Consider the following 17,874-nt stretch of genomic DNA (forward strand, 5'->3'; position numbering starts at 1 on the left):
TCACTTCATTTTCGTTAGCTTTTGGCCCTTCGGCCAACGCCGGGGCATCCGACGTTTTTTGGAACGAGACGGGAGTGGGCGTGTGGCGGTATGACTCGAGGTTCGGAGTTTGGGTGGATGCGCCCGGGTCTGTTCCTGAAAGCCCATTTCAATACAGGTTTGACTACCTGTGTCTGATAAATAACAACAACAACTTTGATCTCCCGTGTCTCGCCGCGACCGCAGAGTGTAACGCTGGCGAAAACGGCCGCCCAGTTCGATGGTGGTGGAAGCTGGTAGTTGCGGGACCGAATGACTGGAGCCGCATCTCGCCGGACCGCTGCGTCTACCTTGAGAAACCCGTGGACGTGCTGGGCCAGATTGCCGCCCAGATTCAGACCAAATTTCAGCAACTTCCCATCAACTCGGGAAGCAGTGTTACGCAGCCGAGTCCGCACACTCTCAGAGGCGCTGAGACAAATTTCTATGCGGAAGCCGCCGAGCAGACTTTCAGCGTGGACATGTTGGGCCAAGATGTCGCAATCGTGGCCAGGCCCGTGGAATTCACCTGGAGCTATGGCGACGGCACTTCGCTGGGGCCGCAAACGGCGGCCGGTGGACCGCTGCCGCAGGACCGCTGGGGTGAGAAGACCTTGACGAGCCACGTCTACGCCCAGACCGGCGACTTCCCGGTGGTTCTGACAACGCATTTCCAAGGCACATACTCCGTCAATGGAGGCCCACCCCTTCCCATCCCGGGCCAAGGCTCCTTCAGCTCGCCGCCGCAAACCGTCAGCGTCTGGCGGTCGATCACCAGGAATTACGCAGATACCTGTCTGCAGAACCCCCAGGGTCAGGGCTGCCCCGGCGTCGCCCCGCCTCCGCCCTAATCGCTATCCGCAGTTCAGGGCTAGGCTCGCAGCTCGCGGTCCACCCGCGCCATCCGGGCGCTCACGAGCTGGCAACGGGGATCGTCTGGTCCGATCAGTGCCACCGCGGCAGCAGCAGTTGCGGTATCGAAGGACCCCATGTCGCTCGTGCACCACTGCAGCATCAGCCTGGCATCACCGCTGGAGCGTACGGACGCTCCCACGGCCGTGTTGAGCTCGTCGCGCATGAACCCGATCGCCAGATTGACCGAACGCGTGAGAAGCCTTGCCGGGTAGGCCGCGAATGCCTCGGCAACCCGGCCGTCCCGAAGATGGGCTGCCACAACCGAGGCGTCGGTCACGACGTTGACGGTTGACGAGAATCGGTAGGGGTTCGCCTCCAGGACATCGCCCAGCATGCTGCGTATCCGGTGCATCTCGGTCCGGATCGCCGCGCCGGTGCCCGCGTCGCCATGAATCTCGCAAGCCAGTTCATCGGCACTCCAGCCCTGGTCACGCGAGGCCAGCAGGGCCAGGATCTCGGCGCGGCGCAGTGTAAGCGGGCGACTGCTGCCGCCATCGACCGCCGCGGACGGCTCGTCCCCCAAAAGCCGCAGCATGAGCTGTCCCCGGGAGCCGCCGTCGCGCGCTGTCCCCTCATGACGTCGTGTCAGCTGCCCTGAACGCCCGACGCCGGCGTCGGGAACCGGAGCAGATTTCAGGAGCTCCTCCGCAAGCCGCACACCACAACGCACCAGCCGCAGGCTGTCAGGCGTGACCGACTCGAACGGGCCGGAGACATCGAGGACGCCAACGATTTGGCCGGTCAAAGGGTCGCGAATCGGAGAGGCCGTGCAGGCCCAGTCATGGTGGGTCCGCACGAGGTGCTCGGCCGAGAAGAGCTGCGCCGGGGCGCCGGTCACCAAAGCTTCGCTAATGGCGTTGGTGCCCACCCCTGACTCGGACCAGTCGGCACCCTCCACGAACTCCAGGGAGTCTGCAAGCCGCAGCGCCTGTTTGCTACCAACGCGCCACAGCACTTCACCTTCGTGGTCAGTCACAATGAGCAAATGGCGCCCGGTCACGGTCTCATCGGCCAGCAACTGTGACAGGGCAGGCATGACCGCAGCCAGCCGATGGCCGGCACTGAGGGATCGTGCCTCGGAGACTTCGTGCCGGTGCAGCGGACGGTGCTGGTCCGGATTGATGCCCAACGCGAGGGAACGCTGCCAGGACTTGATGAGCGACGGCGACAGGTGGGAATCCGGAGTGCCGGACATGGTGGTCTCGTGCGCCGCGCGGAGTATCCGGGCGTACTCCGCCGGCGCTGAAAACCTGAGGTCTGAGGGATGCGTGATAGAGCCGTTGCCCTGCCGCATCCTCATTCTCCCAACTCGCCCTCGAACCGTCGCACCCGGCTGGTTCCCTGCCGCCGTCGGTCACCGTGCGCGCCGGCCGACAGCTTGAGAGCTCCGTGTTACCCGATTGTAACCCCCTGCCACCTTTACTTGTGATGCGGGTCACTGCGTGGTCTAGGCGTCACGCAACGGAAGCGGCCCACTGTCAGCAACGGAAAGAGGAATCATGCCTGAGACACCAAACGGCGTCGTCGGGGCGTGGTTGGCGCAGTTCGATGAGGCACTGCGCGGCCACAACACGGACGCCGCACTTGAACTTTTCGACGACGACTCGTACTGGCGCGACTTCGTCTCCTTCACCTGGAACCTCAAGACCCTTGAGGGCAAGGAAGACATCAGACGCATGCTCGACGCGACCCTGGATGACGTGCAGCCAAGCAACTGGACCCTCGCCGAAGACGCCACCGGGGACGCCGCCAACGCCGAGGCCTGGGTGAACTTCGAGACCGCCCAGGCCCGCGGCTACGCGCATCTGCGCCTCCGGAACGGCAAATGTTGGACCCTGCTCACCACCATGCAGGAGCTCAAGGGATACGAGGAAAAGAGGGGACCCAACCGGTCGAAGGGCGTCGCCCATGAAATCACCAAGGGCCGCAAATCCTGGCTGGAACTGAAGGAAGAGCAAGAGGCGCGCCTCGGGTACGAAGACCAGCCCTACACAGTCATCATCGGCGGCGGCCAGGGCGGGATCGGGCTGGGGGCGCGGCTGCGCAGGCTCGGCGTGCCCACCATCATCATCGAGAAGAACGAGCGCCCGGGAGACTCGTGGCGCAACCGCTACAAGTCCCTCCACCTGCACGATCCGGTCTGGTACGACCACCTGCCCTACATGAAGTTCCCGGACGACTGGCCGGTTTTCGCTGCCAAGGACAAGATCGGCGACTGGTTGGAAAACTACACGCGGATCATGGAGCTGAACTACTGGTCCAAGACCGAGTGCACCAACGCCCGCTTCGATGAATCCTCGGCGGAGTGGGTGGTGGAAGTGATGCGCGACGGCGCACCGGTCACCCTGCGCCCCAAGCAGCTCGTCTTCGCCCTGGGCGTTTCGGGGTACCCCAGCGTCCCCACGTTCGACGGCGCCGAGTCCTTCCTGGGGGAGCAGTACCACTCGTCCAAGCACCCGGGCGGCGGAGACTGGAGCGGCAAGAAGGCCGTGGTCATCGGCTCCAACAATTCCGCCCACGATATCTGTGCCGACCTCTGGGAACACGGGGCCGACGTCACCATGGTCCAGCGGTCCTCGACCCATATTGCCCGCAGCGAATCCCTCATGGACTTGGCCCTCGGCGATCTGTACTCCGAAAAAGCCCTGGCCAACGGCGTCACCACGGAGAAAGCCGATCTGCTGTTCGCCTCGCTGCCGTACCGGATTCTGCCCGAGGCCCAGATCCCTGTTTATGCGGAGATGGCCCGGCGGGACGCGGATTTCTACTCCCAGCTCGAGGCTGCCGGCTTTGACCTGGACTTCGGCGTTGACGGATCCGGCCTGTTCCTGAAGTACCTGAGGCGCGGTTCCGGCTACTACATCGACGTCGGTGCCTCCCAGCTGATCATCGACGGCCGCGTCAAGCTGGCCAATGGCGAGGTCAGCAAGATCACCGGCAACTCCGTCGTGATGGCCAACGGCACGGAACTGGATGCCGACGTCATCATTTACGCCACCGGCTATGGGTCGATGAACGGCTGGTTGGCTGATTTGGTCTCGCCCGTGGTGGCCGACGCCGTTGGCAAGTGCTGGGGGTTCGGATCGGACACTCCCAAGGATCCGGGGCCGTGGGAGGGGGAACTGCGCAACATGTGGAAGCCCACAAACGTGGAGAACCTTTGGATCCACGGCGGCAACCTGCACCAGAGCCGCCACTACTCCAACTATCTGGCGCTGCAGCTCAAAGCAAGGATGGAAGGACTGCCGACGCCGGTCTTCGAGTTGCAGCCCACGCACCACACCCGCTGACCACACCCGCTGAGTGACAAGGGTCGTGACAATCCCAGGTACGGCCACCAGACTGGGGTTACGGCCCCGCTATGAAAACCAACGACATTCCGTGGATGCGTCTGATCGGGCGCATCCACGGCCTGGAATCCGAAGGTGAAACCCCATGAAAGCAGCACGATTCCACGCCCGCGAGGATCTCCGGATCGAGGAAATTCAAGAGCCCGAGCTGCGTCCGGGAACGGTGAAGATCGCCGTGGCCTGGTGCGGTATCTGCGGCACCGACCTCCATGAATTCCTCGAAGGACCAATTTTCACCCCGCCGCCCGGCCACCCCCACGTGCTTACCCACGAGGCCGCCCCGGTCACCCTGGGACACGAGTTCTCCGGCACTATCGAGGAGCTCGGGGAAGGTGTCACCGGCCTGTCCGTCGGAGACAACGTCGTCGTTGAACCGTACGTCGTCTGCAATGAATGCGGTCCCTGCCTCAGCGGACACTACAACCTGTGCACCAAGTTGGGCTTCATCGGTTTGGCGGGCGGTGGTGGCGGCTTGAGCGAGAAAATCGTTGTCGACACTCGGTGGGTGCACCCTGTCGGCGACATCCCCCTGGACGAGGCCGCACTTATCGAACCCCTCGCGGTGGCGTACCACGCAGTCGGCAGGAGCGGCCTCACAGCCGGGGACGTCGCCGTCGTCGGGGGTGCCGGACCCATCGGGCTCCTGACCGCCGCGGTCCTCAAAGGCATCGGCATCACCACGATCGTTACTGAGCTGTCGGCCGCCCGCAAGGAGAAGGCGGCTTCGTCGGGGGTCGCGGATCACGTTCTCGACCCCAGTACCGACGACGTCAAGGCGCGCGTGCTGGAACTGACCAACGGCGCGGGGGCCAATGCGGCGTTTGAATGTGCCGGCGTGAATGCCGTGTTGGACACGATGCTCGACGTCGTGAAGCCGGCGGGGGTCGTCGTGAACGTCTCGATCTGGGGACACCCGGCCACAGTGGATATGCAGAAAGTGGTGCTGAAGGAAATTGATCTGCGGGGCACCATTGCATACTGCGGCGACCATGAAGCGGCCATCAAGCTCGTCCAGGAAGGAAAAGTAGACCTGAAGCCCTTCATCACCGGGAGAATCGCCCTGGACGACTTGGTGGATAAGGGGTTCGACACGCTGATCAACCACAACGACACTGCGGTGAAGATTATCGTCCACCCGTCGTGATTCGAGTCTCAGATGGAATAGTTGCAAACGCTGTGCAGTTACCGTCAACGAACCAATCCATTGTGAAAGGAACTGCGCATGCTGTTTTCCCCGATGACCCTCGGCGAGCTGGAGCTGCCCAACCGACTCGTCATGGCGCCGCTTACCCGCGTCCGCTCCGGCAAAGAAGGAATCCCCGGCCCGCTGGTGGTCGAGCACTACCGCCAGCGCGCCTCGCTCGGCCTGATCGTCAGTGAGGGCACGTACCCGAGCCACGCAGGCCGAGGCTTCCCGGGCCAGCCCGGGCTCGTGACCGACGAGCAGCTCAAGGGCTGGGCCAACGTCACAGCCGCCGTGCACGCTGAGGGCGGCCGCATCTTCGCCCAGGTCATGCACGCCGGCCGGGTTACCCACCAGGACACCACCGGTGGCTACGAGGTAGTCGCCCCCAGTGCCATTGCCATCGACGGCGAGACCCGCACGTACGAAGGCAAGAAGGCGTTCCCTGTCCCGCGCGCCCTGGCCACCGAGGAACTGCCGGGCATCGTCCAGGAATTCGTGACGGCCTCCCGCAAGGCAGTAGAGGCAGGATTCGACGGCGTCGAGCTTCACTCGGCCAACGGTTACCTTCTGCACGAGTTCCTCACTCCGGCCGCCAACCAGCGCGACGACGTCTACGGCGGCTCCCCGGAGAACCGGGCGCGCTTCGTGATTGAAGTGACCCAGGCCGTGGTGGACGCCATCGGCGCGGATCGTGTCGGCATCCGCATTTCGCCGGAGCACAATATTCAAGGTGCCCTCGAACTCGACGCAGCAGATGTCCGGGCCACCTACGCCCACCTCGTGGACGCTCTGGCTCCGCTGAAGCTGGCCTACCTCAGCATCCTGCACAAGGACCCCGCCAGCGAGCTGGTCCAGGACCTGCGCGCACGGTTCAACGGAACGTTCCTGATCAACACCGGCTTCGGCATCGTCACCACGCGCGACGAGGCGACCGCGCTGGTCGCAGACGGCCACGCTGACGCCGTCGTCGTCGGACGCCCCGCCATCGCCAACCCGGACCTGGTCCGCCGCTGGCGCGAAGGCCTGCCGGTCAACGAGGCGAATCCGGCCACGTTCTACACCGACGGCCCCGAGGGCTACACCGACTACCCGGCCTACCAGAACTAAGGCAGCGCCAGCACCGCCACCGCTGGACATGTCCAGCCGTGGCAACGAAGAGTGGGCAGAACACCGTTCTGCCCACTCTTTGCGTTAAAGAATGGGCATGTCCGGCGTCCTATAGGATCTGAAGATGCAACCAGCTTCCTCCGGGAGTCGCCCTGAGGGCCACTACGCGGGCCGTCCCGTCAGCCGCCAGGTCCTCGCCGACCACGTCTACGAGGAGCTTTTGGCGTCACTGATGGACGGGCGGCTCGAACCCGGGGCCGCTGTGAGCATCGATGGCACCGCCAGGGAGCTCGATGTTTCCCCGACGCCGGTGCGCGAGGCGCTTGCCCGGCTCGAACACACCGGAATGGTCCGCCGTGTCGCGCTCAAGGGCTACCGGGTGGCGCCGATGTTCACCCGTGAGGACTTCGCCGAACTCATGGAAGCGCGGCTGGCCATCGAGCCCGTCAATGCCCGCCTGGCGTGCGCCCGGCAGACACCGGCGCACCAAGCCGAGCTGGCCAGGGCTGTCGCCGACCTCAAGAAGGCGCCGCGCGGCCCGTCGTTTGCCGAATACCGCGACTATCTGGAAGCCGATGAGCGGTTCCACCGGTTGATCGCGGAGCAGACCGGCAACCAGTTCATGGTGGCTGCCTATGCGGCCCTCGGCGGGCAGGTCCAGCGCTTCCGCCTGTTCGGCGGCGTGGGCATCACCGACGCGGAGCAGGCCATCGCCGAGCACCAGGCGGTCCTGGACGCGCTTTCCACGGGCGACCCGGAGAAGGCCGCAGCTGCCATGGCCGAGCACGTGCGGAAGGTGCGCGGCCGCGCCATCGCGGACGCTCCCGCCGAATAAACTCCGTTCCGCGGACGGCCCCGCGGACGGCCCTGCGGACGGCCCTGCGGACAGCCCCGCGGACGGCCGCAGCAGACTCCTGTAAAAGCTTTTTTGTGACCCCCTTCACAGTAGATAGAAGACCCTATAGGATCTTCGATTGTGACGGCTACGGTGCCGGCATGGGGAGTCACAAGGGAGTGAAGAGTGCAAACAGAAACTTTGGCCGCAGGGCCCAAGGAGTCAGCAACACGCCGCACCATCAAGAATCTGCGGTGGTGGATCCTCGGCTGGGCGCTGGCCGCCGGCATCATCAACTACATGGACCGCAGCGCGATCTCTATCGCCGCGCCGCAACTGATCAAAGACTTCGGAATGACCCGCACGGACATTGGCCTCCTGGGCACGGTGTTCTCCTGGACCTACGCTTTTGCCCAGCTGCCCGCGGGCTGGCTCGTGGACAAGCTGGGCGCCCGCCGGATGTACTTCCTGGCGATCGCGGGCTGGAGCATCGCGACAGCGCTGATGGCCGTCGGCACCAAGATGTGGCAGTTCATCACCTTCCGCTTCCTGCTCGGCATCACCGAAGCCCCGAACGGGCCTGCGTCGGCCAAGCTCACCGCTGACTGGTTCCCCCGGGCCGAGCGCGGACAGGCCACCGCCATCTGGGATAGCGGGTCCAAATGGGGACCCGCCATCGCGCCGCCCGTCCTGACCGCCATCATGCTCGCCTTCGGCTGGCAGGCCATCTTCGTATTCCTCGGCGTCGCAGGCCTCGTGCTGGCGCTGGCCTTCTTCCTTTACTACCGCGCTCCCGAAGAGCACAAACGCATCAGCTCCAAGGAACTGGACTACATCGAAAGCCAGCGCACCACCCAGCTTCTGACCGCCAAGAAAGTCTCGTGGCTCGGACTTTTCAAGCACCGCCAAATCTGGGGCATGATGGCCGGCTTCTTCTGCGTCATCTGGATCTGGAACATCTTCATCGTCTTCCTGCCGCTCTACCTGCAGGAAGAACGCGGTGCCAGCATCGCCAGCTCCGGCTGGCTCGCCGCCGTCCCGTACCTCGGCGCAGCCATCCTCGGCATCACCGGCGGCTGGGTCATGACACGCTACTCGAAGAAGGCAGGCCGCGATCCGCTGCTGGCCAAGCGCCACGTGATGTCCGTAGCCGCCGTCGCGGCCGGCATCCTGATCTGCCTCATCCCGTTCGTGGATTCCCTTCCGCTCGCCATCGCTGTCATGACTGTGGCGCTGGGCTTCGTCGCCACCATGCAGGCGGCCGCCTGGGCCATGCCCGGCGACATCGTGGATAACTCCCAGGTTGCCTCGGTCGGTGCCATCCAGAACTTCGGCGGCTACTTCGGCGGCGCCTTTGCCCCGCTGCTGACCGGCGTGATCGCCGATGCCACCGGCTCCTACGCGCCGTCGTTCGTTATCGGCGGCATCATCGCGGCCCTGGCCGCCGTGGCTTACACGGTGCTGGTCCGCGAACCCATCAAGGACAAGACCGCAGCAACGCAGACAGAAAGCCGAACCGACGCATGAGCGCAGCAACAAATGCATTGACCACGACGGCGGTCGCCAACTCGGCGACCGCCCCGGCGGCGGGAACCACCACGGCGGAAACCATCACAGCGGGAACCGCCCGCCCGCCGTTCACCGTGGCCGTCACGGCCGACGCCGCCCGGCCGGACGGCAGCTCCATCCACGGCGACCTGGGGCTGCAACGACTCACTGAGAATGGCATCAGTTGGAACGTCCTGCCCAGCTACACAGACCCGGTTCCGCTGCCCGACCTCGCCGGGGTCCAGGCCGTTCTGTCACTGGGACACATCGCTTTCGATTCACGCACCGTGGACCACGCTCCGGACCTGAGGCTGATCGCCCGGTTCGGGGCCGGCTACGAAACCATCGATTTGGACGCCTGCACCCGCGCCGGCGTCGTTGTCACCAACACCCCGGACGCGATCCGGCGGCCGTTGGCGGTGGCGGGGCTGACGCTGCTCCTGGCGCTCTCGCACAAGCTCCTGGCCAAGGACAGGCTGACCCGGACCTCTGACTGGGTGCAGCGCGAGCACTACCGCGGCGCGCCGCTCGTGGGCCAGACGGTCGGCATCGTGGGCTTCGGCAGCGTGGGCGCTGAGCTTGCCCGCCTGCTGGCCCCACTCGGGATGAAAGTGGTGGGCAACAACCGCAGCGGCCGCCATGCGGGGGCCGCCGGGCTCGGCGTCGAGCTGCTGGGCCTGAACGAGCTCCTGGAGCGCTCGGACTACGTTGTCCTCTGTGCCGCACTGACCCCGGCGACCGAAAAGCTGATAGACGCCACCGCGTTGGCCCGGATGAAGCCCAGCGCCTACCTGATCAATATCGGCCGCGGAAAGCTCGTGGACACGGATGCCCTCCGGGACGTCCTCCGGGACGGCCGGATCGCCGGCGCCGGCCTGGACGTCTTTGAGCCGGAACCCCTACTTCCCAATGACGAGCTACTGACCTTGGACAACGTGGTGCTGTCGCCGCATTCCCTGTGCTGGACCGAGGATTTCACCCGGGACGTCGCGGCCAGCGCCATTGCCTCGATCCTGGCCGTCGCGGCGGGGGAGCGCCCTGCCAACGTCCTGAATCCGGAGGTCTTCGCAACCGCGGCATTCACCGCAAGGCGCGCGTAACCCGGGATGTGACCTTGACAACATCCCCCCAGATAGTAAATCCTATAGGAAACAGGATTCCACGAAGGAGTGAACCCCCATGGCTTATACAGCCGAAAACTGGCCCATCACCGCAGCGCTCCTGCAGTTCCCGGGAACCGACGCGCAGGGTAACCACATCAACGACGCCGACGCCTCCGCCTGGGCCGAGGTCCTCACCGAGGTCAAGGACGCCGGCTTTGCCAACGCCGACCTCACGGACAGCTGGGTACGCCCCGGCGACCTGAGCTCCGCCCGCCTTGCCGAGTTCAAGCAGACCGCGGACAACGTGGGCATCGGCATCCCCGTCATCTCGGCCATCCGCCGCAGCGTCATCGAGGCAGCCAACTGGGAAGCCAATCTGGCGTACAGCCACCGCACCATCGACGCAGCGGCCGAGCTTGGCTGCGAGGTCGTCTCCTTCGGACTGCACCAGGCCATCACCGCAGAGCAGCAGAAACAGCTCTGGTTCTGGACCGTCGAAGGCTACAAGGACCCGGTGGGGGATAAGGAAACCTGGGGCAAGGCTGTGACCCGCCTGCGGGAACTCGGCCAGCACGCGGCCGAGGTCGGCGTCCTGCTCTCGCTCGAAATGTACGAGGACACGTACCTCGGCACCGCGGATTCTTCGGTCCAGTTGGTCCAGGACATCGGCCTGGCCAACGTCGGCATCAACCCTGACATCGGCAACCTCATCCGGCTCCACCGCCCGATCGAGGACTGGCGCGAGATGGTGGCCAAGACCCTCCCGTACTCCAACTACTGGCACATGAAGAACTACATCCGCGACGAGGACGTGGCCAGGGACACCTACGTCGCGATGCCGGCCCCGATGGAAAGCGGCCTCATCAACTACCGCGAGGCGTTCAAGGTGGCGCTCTCCGTTGGCTTCCAGGGCATCCTGTGCACCGAGCACTACGGCGGCGACGGGCTCAGCGTTACGGCCAGCAACCAGGACTACCTCCGCCGCCAGGTCCTGCCGAAGGCCGACGGCTACGCCCTCGGCCAGAGCCAGGTAGCCCAGGGCCGGCAGCAGCCCGCAGCCACGGCACTTGCCGGCGTCTGACCCGGTGCCTAACGCTGGCGCCTGAAGCTGGCGCCTGGTGCGGCCGTCAAGCCATTTGGGGGGGCGGCCGCACCACCCCGGATCTACCCCCAGCAATACTTCTCCAACACGGATTCAATGAGGAACCATGACTCAGATCTTCGACAATCCCGCTGATTTCGCGGATGAGGCACTGGACGGCTTCGTTGCGGCCAACCGCGGCTACGTTGCCCGTGTCGACGGCGGCGTCGTCCGCTCCACCGAGGTCCCGGCCGGGCAGGTCGCCCTGGTGGTCGGCGGCGGCTCCGGGCACTACCCGGCCTTCGCCGGCCTCGTCGGGCCGGGCCTGGCCACCGCCTCGGCCTGCGGCAACATGTTCGCCTCGCCCGCGGCCGGCCAGGTCTACCGCGTGGCCAAGGCCGCCAACGCCGGCGGCGGCGTGCTGCTGAGCTACGGCAACTACGCCGGCGACGTCCTGCACTTCGGCCAGGCCCAACTGCGGCTCAACGCCGAAGGCATTGAAACCCGCACGGTCCTGGTCACCGACGACATCGCCAGCGCCCCGCTGGACCAGATCGAGAAGCGCCGCGGCATCGCCGGGGACCTGACAGTCTTCAAGATCGCCGGCGCCGCCGCCGAGGCCGGACTGAGCCTGGACGACGTCGAACGGCTGGCCATCCGGACCAACTACCGCACCCGCTCCCTCGGCGTGGCCTTCGACGGCTGCACCCTGCCCGGGGCGGACGCGCCGCTGTTCACTGTCCCGGCGGGGCACATGTCCCTCGGCCTGGGCATCCACGGCGAACCGGGCATCTCCGATCACCCCATGCCCACCGCCTCTGAACTGGCCGAACTCCTGGTCAGCCGGCTCCTGGCCGACAAGCCGGACGACGCCGGCACCCGCGTGGTCGCAATCGTCAACGGCCTCGGCACGGTCAAGTACGACGAGCTCTTCCTGCTGTTCGGCAAGATCGAGAAGCTCCTCACCGCAGCCGGGCTCACCGTGGTGGAGCCCGAATGCGGCGAGCTCGTCACCAGCCTGGACATGTCCGGACTGTCCCTGACCCTGCTGTGGCTGGACGAGGAACTCGAGCAGTACTGGGCCGCCCCGGCGGACACCCCGGCGTTCCGCAAGGGAAACCTGGCGCCCCGTGCCCGCCGCGAGCTCGCCGGTCCCGAAGCCGCCGAGACCGCCGACGTCGAGCGCCCCACCGCAGCGGCGGCAGCCCTTGGCCGGCTGGCTGCCGACCTGCTCGGCCAGACGCAGAACGTGATCATTGAGCATGAGGAAGAACTCGGCCGGCTGGATGCGATCGCCGGCGACGGCGACCACGGCATCGGCATGCGCCGCGGCGTGGACGCGGCAGTCACTGCGGCTGAGCAGGCTGCGGCGAACGACGGCGGCGCCTCGCCGTCGCGCATCCTGACCGCTGCAGGGGAGGCCTGGAGCGAACGCGCCGGCGGCACCTCGGGCGCACTCTGGGGCTCGGCGATCATCGCGGCCGGACAGGCCCTGGGCAACCAGGACAGCTACAGCGGCGAGGACGCGGCTGCCGCGGTCACGGCCTTCGTTGACGCGATCACCGAGCTCGGCAAGGCCGAACTGGGCGACAAGACCATGGTGGACGCCCTCGTGCCGTTCCGGAACGCCTTCCTCACCGCGTTCGACGCCGGCACCCCAGTGGCTGCCTCCCTCGCCGCGGCAGCGGAAGCCGCCACGGCCGCCGCGGAGGCGACCTCCGGGTTGCGTCCACTCAAGGGCCGGGCCCGCCCCCTCGCGGAAAAGAGCCTCGGCCACCCCGACCCCGGTGCGGTGTCCTTCGCACTCATCGCCACCCGGATTTCTGCACACACCGACACTTCCAGCACAGGAACCCGGCTCGCTACTTCCGAGCCGGCGGAACAAGGAGCACAAGCATGAGCACAACAGCAGGCTGGCGCATCGTCGTCGGCAACGATGAGGCCGGCGTCGAATACAAGAACGCCCTGAAGGCGCTGCTCGAAGCCGACCCCCGCGTCGCCTCCGTGCTGGATATCGGCGTCGGACCCGACGACTCCACCGCCTACCCGCACGTGGCTGTCGACGCGGCCCGCAAAATCGCCGAGGGCGAAGCCGACCGGGCGCTGCTGATCTGCGGCACCGGCCTGGGCGTGGCCATCGCGGCCAACAAGGTCCCCGGCATCCGCGCTGTCACCGCCCACGACAGCTACTCCGTGGAACGGTCGGTCCTGAGCAACAACGCCCAGGTGCTCACCATGGGGCAGCGCGTCATCGGGCTGGAACTCGCCAAGAAGCTCGTGGGCGAATGGCTGAGCCACCGCTTCGATGAAAACTCCTCTTCCGCCGCGAAGGTGGACGCCATCTGCTCGTACGAGCCCGAATACACGAAGGCAGTCTGAACATGACCGAATCAACAGCTACCGCAGCGGCCATCAACGCCGCCCGCAAGATCGCCGTCGTCGGCTCCGGCTACATGGGCGGCGGGATCGCGCAGGTCCTGGCGCTCGGCGGCGCCCGGGTTGCACTCGCGGACGTGTCCGCCGAAGTCGCCCTGAAGAACTACGAGCGGCTCCTGGCCGAATCTGACGAATTCGTTGCCGCGGGGCTTTTCCCGGAAGGCTCCACCGCCATCCTGAAGGAAAACCTCTGGGCCGCCAAGGACATCGAGGAAGCCGTGGCGGACGCGGACTTCATCGAAGAAGCTGTCCCCGAGGTCATCGAGATCAAGCACCAGACCCTCGCCCGCATCAGTGCGGCTGCCCGCCCGGATGCCATCATCGGCTCCAACACGTCCACGATCTCCATCGCGGACCTGTCCGAGCCGGTCACCAATCCGGAACGCTTCCTGGGCGTGCACTTCTCCAACCCGTCGCCCTTCATCCCGGGTGTGGAAATCATCCCTCACGCCGGTACCTCGGCAGTCACTGTCGGCGCCGTCCGCGACCTCGTGCATGCGGCCAACAAGCAGACCGCCGTCGTCAAGGATGTGACCGGATTCGTGCTCAACCGGCTCCAGTACGCGCTGTTCCACGAGGCCGCCCAGCTGGTGGAGCAGGAAATCGCGACCGCGGAAGACGTCGACACCCTGGTCCGGACCACCTTCGGCTTCCGTCTGCCGTTCTTCGGGCCCTTCGCGATCGCCGACATGGCCGGACTGGACGTCTACAACTTCTGCTACAAGTCGCTCCAGACCGACTTCCCGGAACGGTTCGCCACCCCGAAGATCCTCACCGAGCTGGTGGAGGCCGGAAAGCTGGGCACCAAAACAGGAGCGGGCTTCCTGAACGTCCCGGCGGAGCGCACGCCGGAACTGATCGCGTACCGGAACAAGGCGTACGTGGCCATGCAGAAGCTCATCGACGAGCTCGGCCCCGCTCCCATCAACTGAGTCCGCACCTTCCACTTTCACTTCAGGAGCCTTCCAATGAGCACTTTCCCCGCAGAACGCACGGCCATCATCACCGGCGCCGTGTCCGAGCGAGGCATCGGCCGCGCCACCGCCAGCTACCTGGCGGCCCAGGGCTGGAACATCGGCATCATCGATCTCGATGACGCACTCTGCAAGGCCGCGGCCACGGAACTGGCCGCCGAGCACGGCGTCAAGGCGTTCGGCGCCGGCGCCAACGTTTCCGACGAAAGCTCGGTCCGCGCGGCAATCGACACCATCGAGGCGGAGCTGCCGCAGATCGTTGCGCTCGCCAACGTGGCAGGTGTCAGCTCGCCGGTTCCCTACCTGGAACTCGACGCCGCCGAATGGGACCGCGTGCTCAACATCAACCTCAACGGCGTCCACTACGCCACGCGCCGCGTCGCAGAATCCATGGTGAAGAACAGGATCGGGCGCATCGTGAACATCTCCTCTGTCTCCGCGCAGCGCGGCGGCGGCACGTTCTCCAAGACGCCGTACTCGGTGGCGAAGGCCGGCGTGATCGGCCTGACCCGGGCAACGGCCCGCGAACTGGGCGAATACGACATCACCGTCAACGCCATCTCACCGGGCCCCATCGACACCGACATCATGGGCGGCACCCTCAGCGATGAACGCAAGGACGAACTGACCAAAGACCTCGTGGTCAACCGCGTTGGCTCCACCCGGGACATCGCAGCAGCCATCGCCTTCCTCATCAGCGAGGACGCCGGTTACATCTCCGGCCAGACGCTGAATGTGGATGGCGGACTCTACATGCACTAAGGAAGAAGCATCGTGGCACAACACAGCCAAACCCCCGCTGCCTCCGGATTCGCGGCCTGGAGCAAGGGACGGAAGATCTACCTCGCCGTCGGGATCCTGGCCTGCCTGGCCGGCGTCCTGATGATGGCTTTTTCACGCTAGAAGTTGTTCCCGGCCGGATCCGGCCTGGCCTCATTTGGGCTGGCCTCATTTGGGCTGGCCTCATTTGGGCTGGCCGGATCCGGCCGTTCTCCACGCAACTGATTTACCCCACTGATTGCTCGACGAGGAGTTTTTTGATGACCGTAACAACAACGTCCACCCGGGACCTACTGGAGACACCGGTACTTAAATCGGCTATCTCCAAGGCCTCCCGCCGGCTCATGCCCATGCTGGTGATCCTCTATGTGGTCGCCTTCCTGGACCGCACCAACGTGGGCTTCGCCGAGGCCGCTCTCGGCGTGGACAAGGGCATCACTGCCGGGGCCTACGCCCTGGGCGCCGGGATCTTCTTCATCGGCTACGCCCTGTTCGAAATCCCGAGCAACCTGCTCCTGACCAAGTTCGGGGCGAAGGTGTGGCTGGCCCGCATCGCCATCACCTGGGGCATCGTCTCTGCCTGCTTCGCGTTCGTCCAGGGCGAGACGTCCTTCATCATCCTGCGGTTCCTGCTGGGTGTCACCGAGGCCGGGCTGTTCCCCGGCGTCATCATGTTCCTGGCCGCGTGGTTCCCCAACAAGGTCCGCGTCAAGATGTTCGCCATCTTCTACCTGGCCCAGCCGTTCTCCCAGATGCTGGGCGCCCCGCTCTCCGGCTGGCTGATCAACATCGGCGACCAGGTCCCCGGGGTCCAGGGCTGGCAGGTCATGTTCTTCGTCGAAGGCATGCTGGCGGTCATCGCCGGCATCGCCGCGTACTTCTTCCTGATCAACAGCCCGCAGGATGCCAAATTCCTGGACAAGGACGAGAAGCGCGCGCTCCTGGAAGTCATGGCGCTCGAGGACACCGTCAAGGAAGAGTCCGGGCCGCGCGGCGTCCTGGCTGCCATGAAGAATGGCAAGGTCTGGTACTTCACCATCATCTACTTCTGCCTGCAGATCGCCGTCTACGGCGTCACGTTCTACCTGCCGCAGCAGGTGGCCCAGCTGACCGGGCAGAAGGTGGGCATCGCCGTCGGACTGATGGCAGCCATCCCGTGGTTCTTCGGCATCTTTGCCTGTTACTTCATCGGCAAGGCCGCCAACACGGTAGTCCGCCGCCGGGTCTGGGGCACTGGGCTGTTCATCTCTACCGGTCTCTGCATCTTCGGCTCCGCGTGGGCCGGCGCAAACCACATTCCGGCACTCGGCATCATCTTCATCACCCTGGCCGTGTGCTCCTTCCTTTCCATCGGCCCCATCGCCTGGTCCTACCCGACGGCGTTCCTCACCGGAACGGCTGCGGCCGCGGGCATCGGCCTGATCAACTCGCTCGGAAACCTCGGCGGCTTCGTGGCGCCGATCCTGCGGACCTCGGTCAACCAGATCACCGCCTCGGACACGGGCACCATGGGCGTCTACGCCCTCGGCGTGCTCCCGTTCCTGGCAGCGGCCATGATGTTCGCGACCCGCCGCTTCAAGAACAAGGCCGACGAACTGCTGGAGCAGTAAGGCCTCCCAGCCCCCGCCTTCCAGCGCCCATCAACTGGATCCAGCAGAAAGCACCAACACATGCAGCAGAGCCCCAGTAGCCAGACCTCCAGCAACCAGATCCTGGTGGGGGTTAGCACCAAGATGTATCTCGGCTACCGGGACAGCCTGGCCTGGCTGGAGCGGCTGCGGCACGAAGTGGACACCCGTCCGGCCCTCGCGGCCGGGCGGGTTGTCCCGTTTGTCATTCCGTCCTTCCCCGTCCTGCCGGCGGCGGCCGGGCTCTTGGCCAGTTCGCCACTCCTGCTCGGGGCGCAGAACTGCGGCTGGGCCGACGGCCCCTGGACTGGGGAAGTCGCACCGTCCATGCTCGTGGAACTCGGCGTGCGGCTCGTGGAGATCGGTCACGCCGAACGCCGGCGGCATTTCAACGAGGACGACGCCATGGTGGCCCTCAAGGTCCGGGCCGCGGACGACGCCGGGCTGACGCCGCTGCTGTGCGTGGGGGAGACTGAGCGCGGGGAGCCCGCCGCCGCCGCGGACTTTGTGCACCGCCAGATCGAGTCGGCCGTCGACGGCGACTGGGACCTGGCCGGCCGGCTGGTGGTGGCCTACGAACCGGTCTGGGCTATTGGTGCGGCGGAGCCGGCGGACGCTTCCTACGTGTCCGCCGTCGTCCAGCGGCTCCGGGCTCAGCTCGCCGTGGCTGGCGTGCCAGGATCGCCGGTCATCTACGGGGGCTCGGCCAAGCCGGGACTGCTGCCAACCCTTGAAGGCGTCTCGGGCCTGTTCCTGGGCCGGTTTGCGCACGATCCCGCGAATTTTGGCGCGGTGCTGGATGAGGCACTCCTGCTGGCCGAAGGTCTCCACGCGCCGGCACCAACCACCGTGGGACATGTTCAGCCTTGGTCCTGAAGAGTGGGCAGGATGCCATTGTGCTCACTGCTGGCGG

At 65.8% G+C, this 17,874-nt stretch carries 16 protein-coding genes; 15 read left to right on the top strand and 1 reads right to left on the bottom strand.

Annotation, left to right across the window (positions count from 1 at the left end; all coding sequences use genetic code 11):
* The first annotated feature begins 494 nt into the window (after positions 1 to 494).
* Entirely contained in the window at positions 495 to 869 is a 375-nt protein-coding gene (locus MRBLAR12_RS19110) for a hypothetical protein (protein WP_364747654.1), read from the top strand.
* Positions 870 to 889: 20 nt separating this feature from the next.
* Here MRBLAR12_RS19110 and MRBLAR12_RS19115 read toward each other — a convergent pair whose 3' ends face one another.
* Positions 890 to 2,227: a GAF domain-containing protein gene (locus tag MRBLAR12_RS19115; protein WP_414645546.1), complete on the bottom strand. Its 1,338-nt coding sequence runs from the start codon at positions 2,225 to 2,227 to the stop codon at positions 890 to 892.
* A gap of 205 nt (positions 2,228 to 2,432) precedes the next feature.
* Between MRBLAR12_RS19115 and MRBLAR12_RS19120 the strand changes: the two genes are divergently transcribed.
* From MRBLAR12_RS19120 to MRBLAR12_RS19185, 14 genes are all read left to right on the top strand, one after another.
* Entirely contained in the window at positions 2,433 to 4,223 is a 1,791-nt protein-coding gene (locus MRBLAR12_RS19120) for an NAD(P)/FAD-dependent oxidoreductase (protein WP_364747658.1), read from the top strand.
* Between the two features lie 145 nt (positions 4,224 to 4,368).
* Positions 4,369 to 5,427, top strand: a complete 1,059-nt coding sequence (locus tag MRBLAR12_RS19125; RefSeq protein ID WP_364747659.1) for a 2,3-butanediol dehydrogenase — start codon at positions 4,369 to 4,371, stop codon at positions 5,425 to 5,427.
* 78 nt (positions 5,428 to 5,505) lie between these two features.
* Entirely contained in the window at positions 5,506 to 6,576 is a 1,071-nt protein-coding gene (locus MRBLAR12_RS19130; RefSeq protein ID WP_364747661.1) for an alkene reductase, read from the top strand.
* 124 nt (positions 6,577 to 6,700) lie between these two features.
* A complete protein-coding gene (locus MRBLAR12_RS19135; RefSeq protein ID WP_364747663.1) occupies positions 6,701 to 7,411 on the top strand; it encodes a GntR family transcriptional regulator in 711 nt (236 codons plus the stop codon).
* A gap of 186 nt (positions 7,412 to 7,597) precedes the next feature.
* On the top strand, positions 7,598 to 8,938 hold the full coding sequence (locus MRBLAR12_RS19140; protein WP_229994548.1) for an MFS transporter: 1,341 nt from the start codon (positions 7,598 to 7,600) through the stop codon (positions 8,936 to 8,938).
* Entirely contained in the window at positions 8,935 to 10,059 is a 1,125-nt protein-coding gene (locus MRBLAR12_RS19145) for an NAD(P)-dependent oxidoreductase (protein WP_364747665.1), read from the top strand. Before MRBLAR12_RS19140 ends, MRBLAR12_RS19145 begins: the two co-directional genes overlap by 4 nt.
* Before the next feature lie 79 nt (positions 10,060 to 10,138).
* Positions 10,139 to 11,143, top strand: coding sequence for a sugar phosphate isomerase/epimerase family protein (locus MRBLAR12_RS19150; RefSeq protein ID WP_229994547.1), 1,005 nt, complete (start codon positions 10,139 to 10,141; stop codon positions 11,141 to 11,143).
* A gap of 127 nt (positions 11,144 to 11,270) precedes the next feature.
* Positions 11,271 to 13,043, top strand: a complete 1,773-nt coding sequence (gene dhaL, locus MRBLAR12_RS19155; RefSeq protein ID WP_364747667.1) for a dihydroxyacetone kinase subunit DhaL — start codon at positions 11,271 to 11,273, stop codon at positions 13,041 to 13,043.
* Positions 13,040 to 13,522: a ribose-5-phosphate isomerase gene (locus MRBLAR12_RS19160; RefSeq protein WP_229994545.1), complete on the top strand. Its 483-nt coding sequence runs from the start codon at positions 13,040 to 13,042 to the stop codon at positions 13,520 to 13,522. Before dhaL ends, MRBLAR12_RS19160 begins: the two co-directional genes overlap by 4 nt.
* Before the next feature lie 2 nt (positions 13,523 to 13,524).
* The gene (locus MRBLAR12_RS19165) at positions 13,525 to 14,511 is read left to right on the top strand and encodes a 3-hydroxyacyl-CoA dehydrogenase family protein (RefSeq protein ID WP_229994544.1); all 987 of its coding nucleotides are present in this window, start codon (positions 13,525 to 13,527) and stop codon (positions 14,509 to 14,511) included.
* 36 nt (positions 14,512 to 14,547) lie between these two features.
* Entirely contained in the window at positions 14,548 to 15,315 is a 768-nt protein-coding gene (locus MRBLAR12_RS19170) for an SDR family NAD(P)-dependent oxidoreductase (RefSeq protein WP_364747669.1), read from the top strand.
* A 12-nt stretch (positions 15,316 to 15,327) separates the two neighbouring features.
* Positions 15,328 to 15,456, top strand: coding sequence for a hypothetical protein (locus tag MRBLAR12_RS19175; protein ID WP_290369378.1), 129 nt, complete (start codon positions 15,328 to 15,330; stop codon positions 15,454 to 15,456).
* 137 nt (positions 15,457 to 15,593) lie between these two features.
* Positions 15,594 to 16,943: an MFS transporter gene (locus tag MRBLAR12_RS19180; protein ID WP_229994542.1), complete on the top strand. Its 1,350-nt coding sequence runs from the start codon at positions 15,594 to 15,596 to the stop codon at positions 16,941 to 16,943.
* Positions 16,944 to 17,003: 60 nt separating this feature from the next.
* Positions 17,004 to 17,837 (top strand): triose-phosphate isomerase family protein, encoded by an 834-nt coding sequence (locus MRBLAR12_RS19185; protein ID WP_229994541.1) that lies wholly within the window; start codon positions 17,004 to 17,006, stop codon positions 17,835 to 17,837.
* Positions 17,838 to 17,874 lie beyond the last annotated feature (37 nt).

The sequence above is a fragment of the Arthrobacter sp. LAR12-1-1.1 genome (assembly GCF_040676555.1).
Lineage (GTDB): Bacteria > Actinomycetota > Actinomycetes > Actinomycetales > Micrococcaceae > Arthrobacter.

Coding starts and splice junctions, on each gene's coding strand:
- MRBLAR12_RS19145 (WP_364747665.1), top strand. CDS start 8,935: ATGAGCGCAGCAACAAATGCATTGACCACGACGGCGGTCGCCAACTCG.
- MRBLAR12_RS19150 (WP_229994547.1), top strand. CDS start 10,139: ATGGCTTATACAGCCGAAAACTGGCCCATCACCGCAGCGCTCCTGCAG.
- dhaL (WP_364747667.1), top strand. CDS start 11,271: ATGACTCAGATCTTCGACAATCCCGCTGATTTCGCGGATGAGGCACTG.
- MRBLAR12_RS19185 (WP_229994541.1), top strand. CDS start 17,004: ATGCAGCAGAGCCCCAGTAGCCAGACCTCCAGCAACCAGATCCTGGTG.
- MRBLAR12_RS19130 (WP_364747661.1), top strand. CDS start 5,506: ATGCTGTTTTCCCCGATGACCCTCGGCGAGCTGGAGCTGCCCAACCGA.
- MRBLAR12_RS19125 (WP_364747659.1), top strand. CDS start 4,369: ATGAAAGCAGCACGATTCCACGCCCGCGAGGATCTCCGGATCGAGGAA.
- MRBLAR12_RS19170 (WP_364747669.1), top strand. CDS start 14,548: ATGAGCACTTTCCCCGCAGAACGCACGGCCATCATCACCGGCGCCGTG.
- MRBLAR12_RS19120 (WP_364747658.1), top strand. CDS start 2,433: ATGCCTGAGACACCAAACGGCGTCGTCGGGGCGTGGTTGGCGCAGTTC.
- MRBLAR12_RS19135 (WP_364747663.1), top strand. CDS start 6,701: ATGCAACCAGCTTCCTCCGGGAGTCGCCCTGAGGGCCACTACGCGGGC.
- MRBLAR12_RS19180 (WP_229994542.1), top strand. CDS start 15,594: ATGACCGTAACAACAACGTCCACCCGGGACCTACTGGAGACACCGGTA.
- MRBLAR12_RS19165 (WP_229994544.1), top strand. CDS start 13,525: ATGACCGAATCAACAGCTACCGCAGCGGCCATCAACGCCGCCCGCAAG.
- MRBLAR12_RS19115 (WP_414645546.1), bottom strand. CDS start 2,227: ATGCGGCAGGGCAACGGCTCTATCACGCATCCCTCAGACCTCAGGTTT.
- MRBLAR12_RS19160 (WP_229994545.1), top strand. CDS start 13,040: ATGAGCACAACAGCAGGCTGGCGCATCGTCGTCGGCAACGATGAGGCC.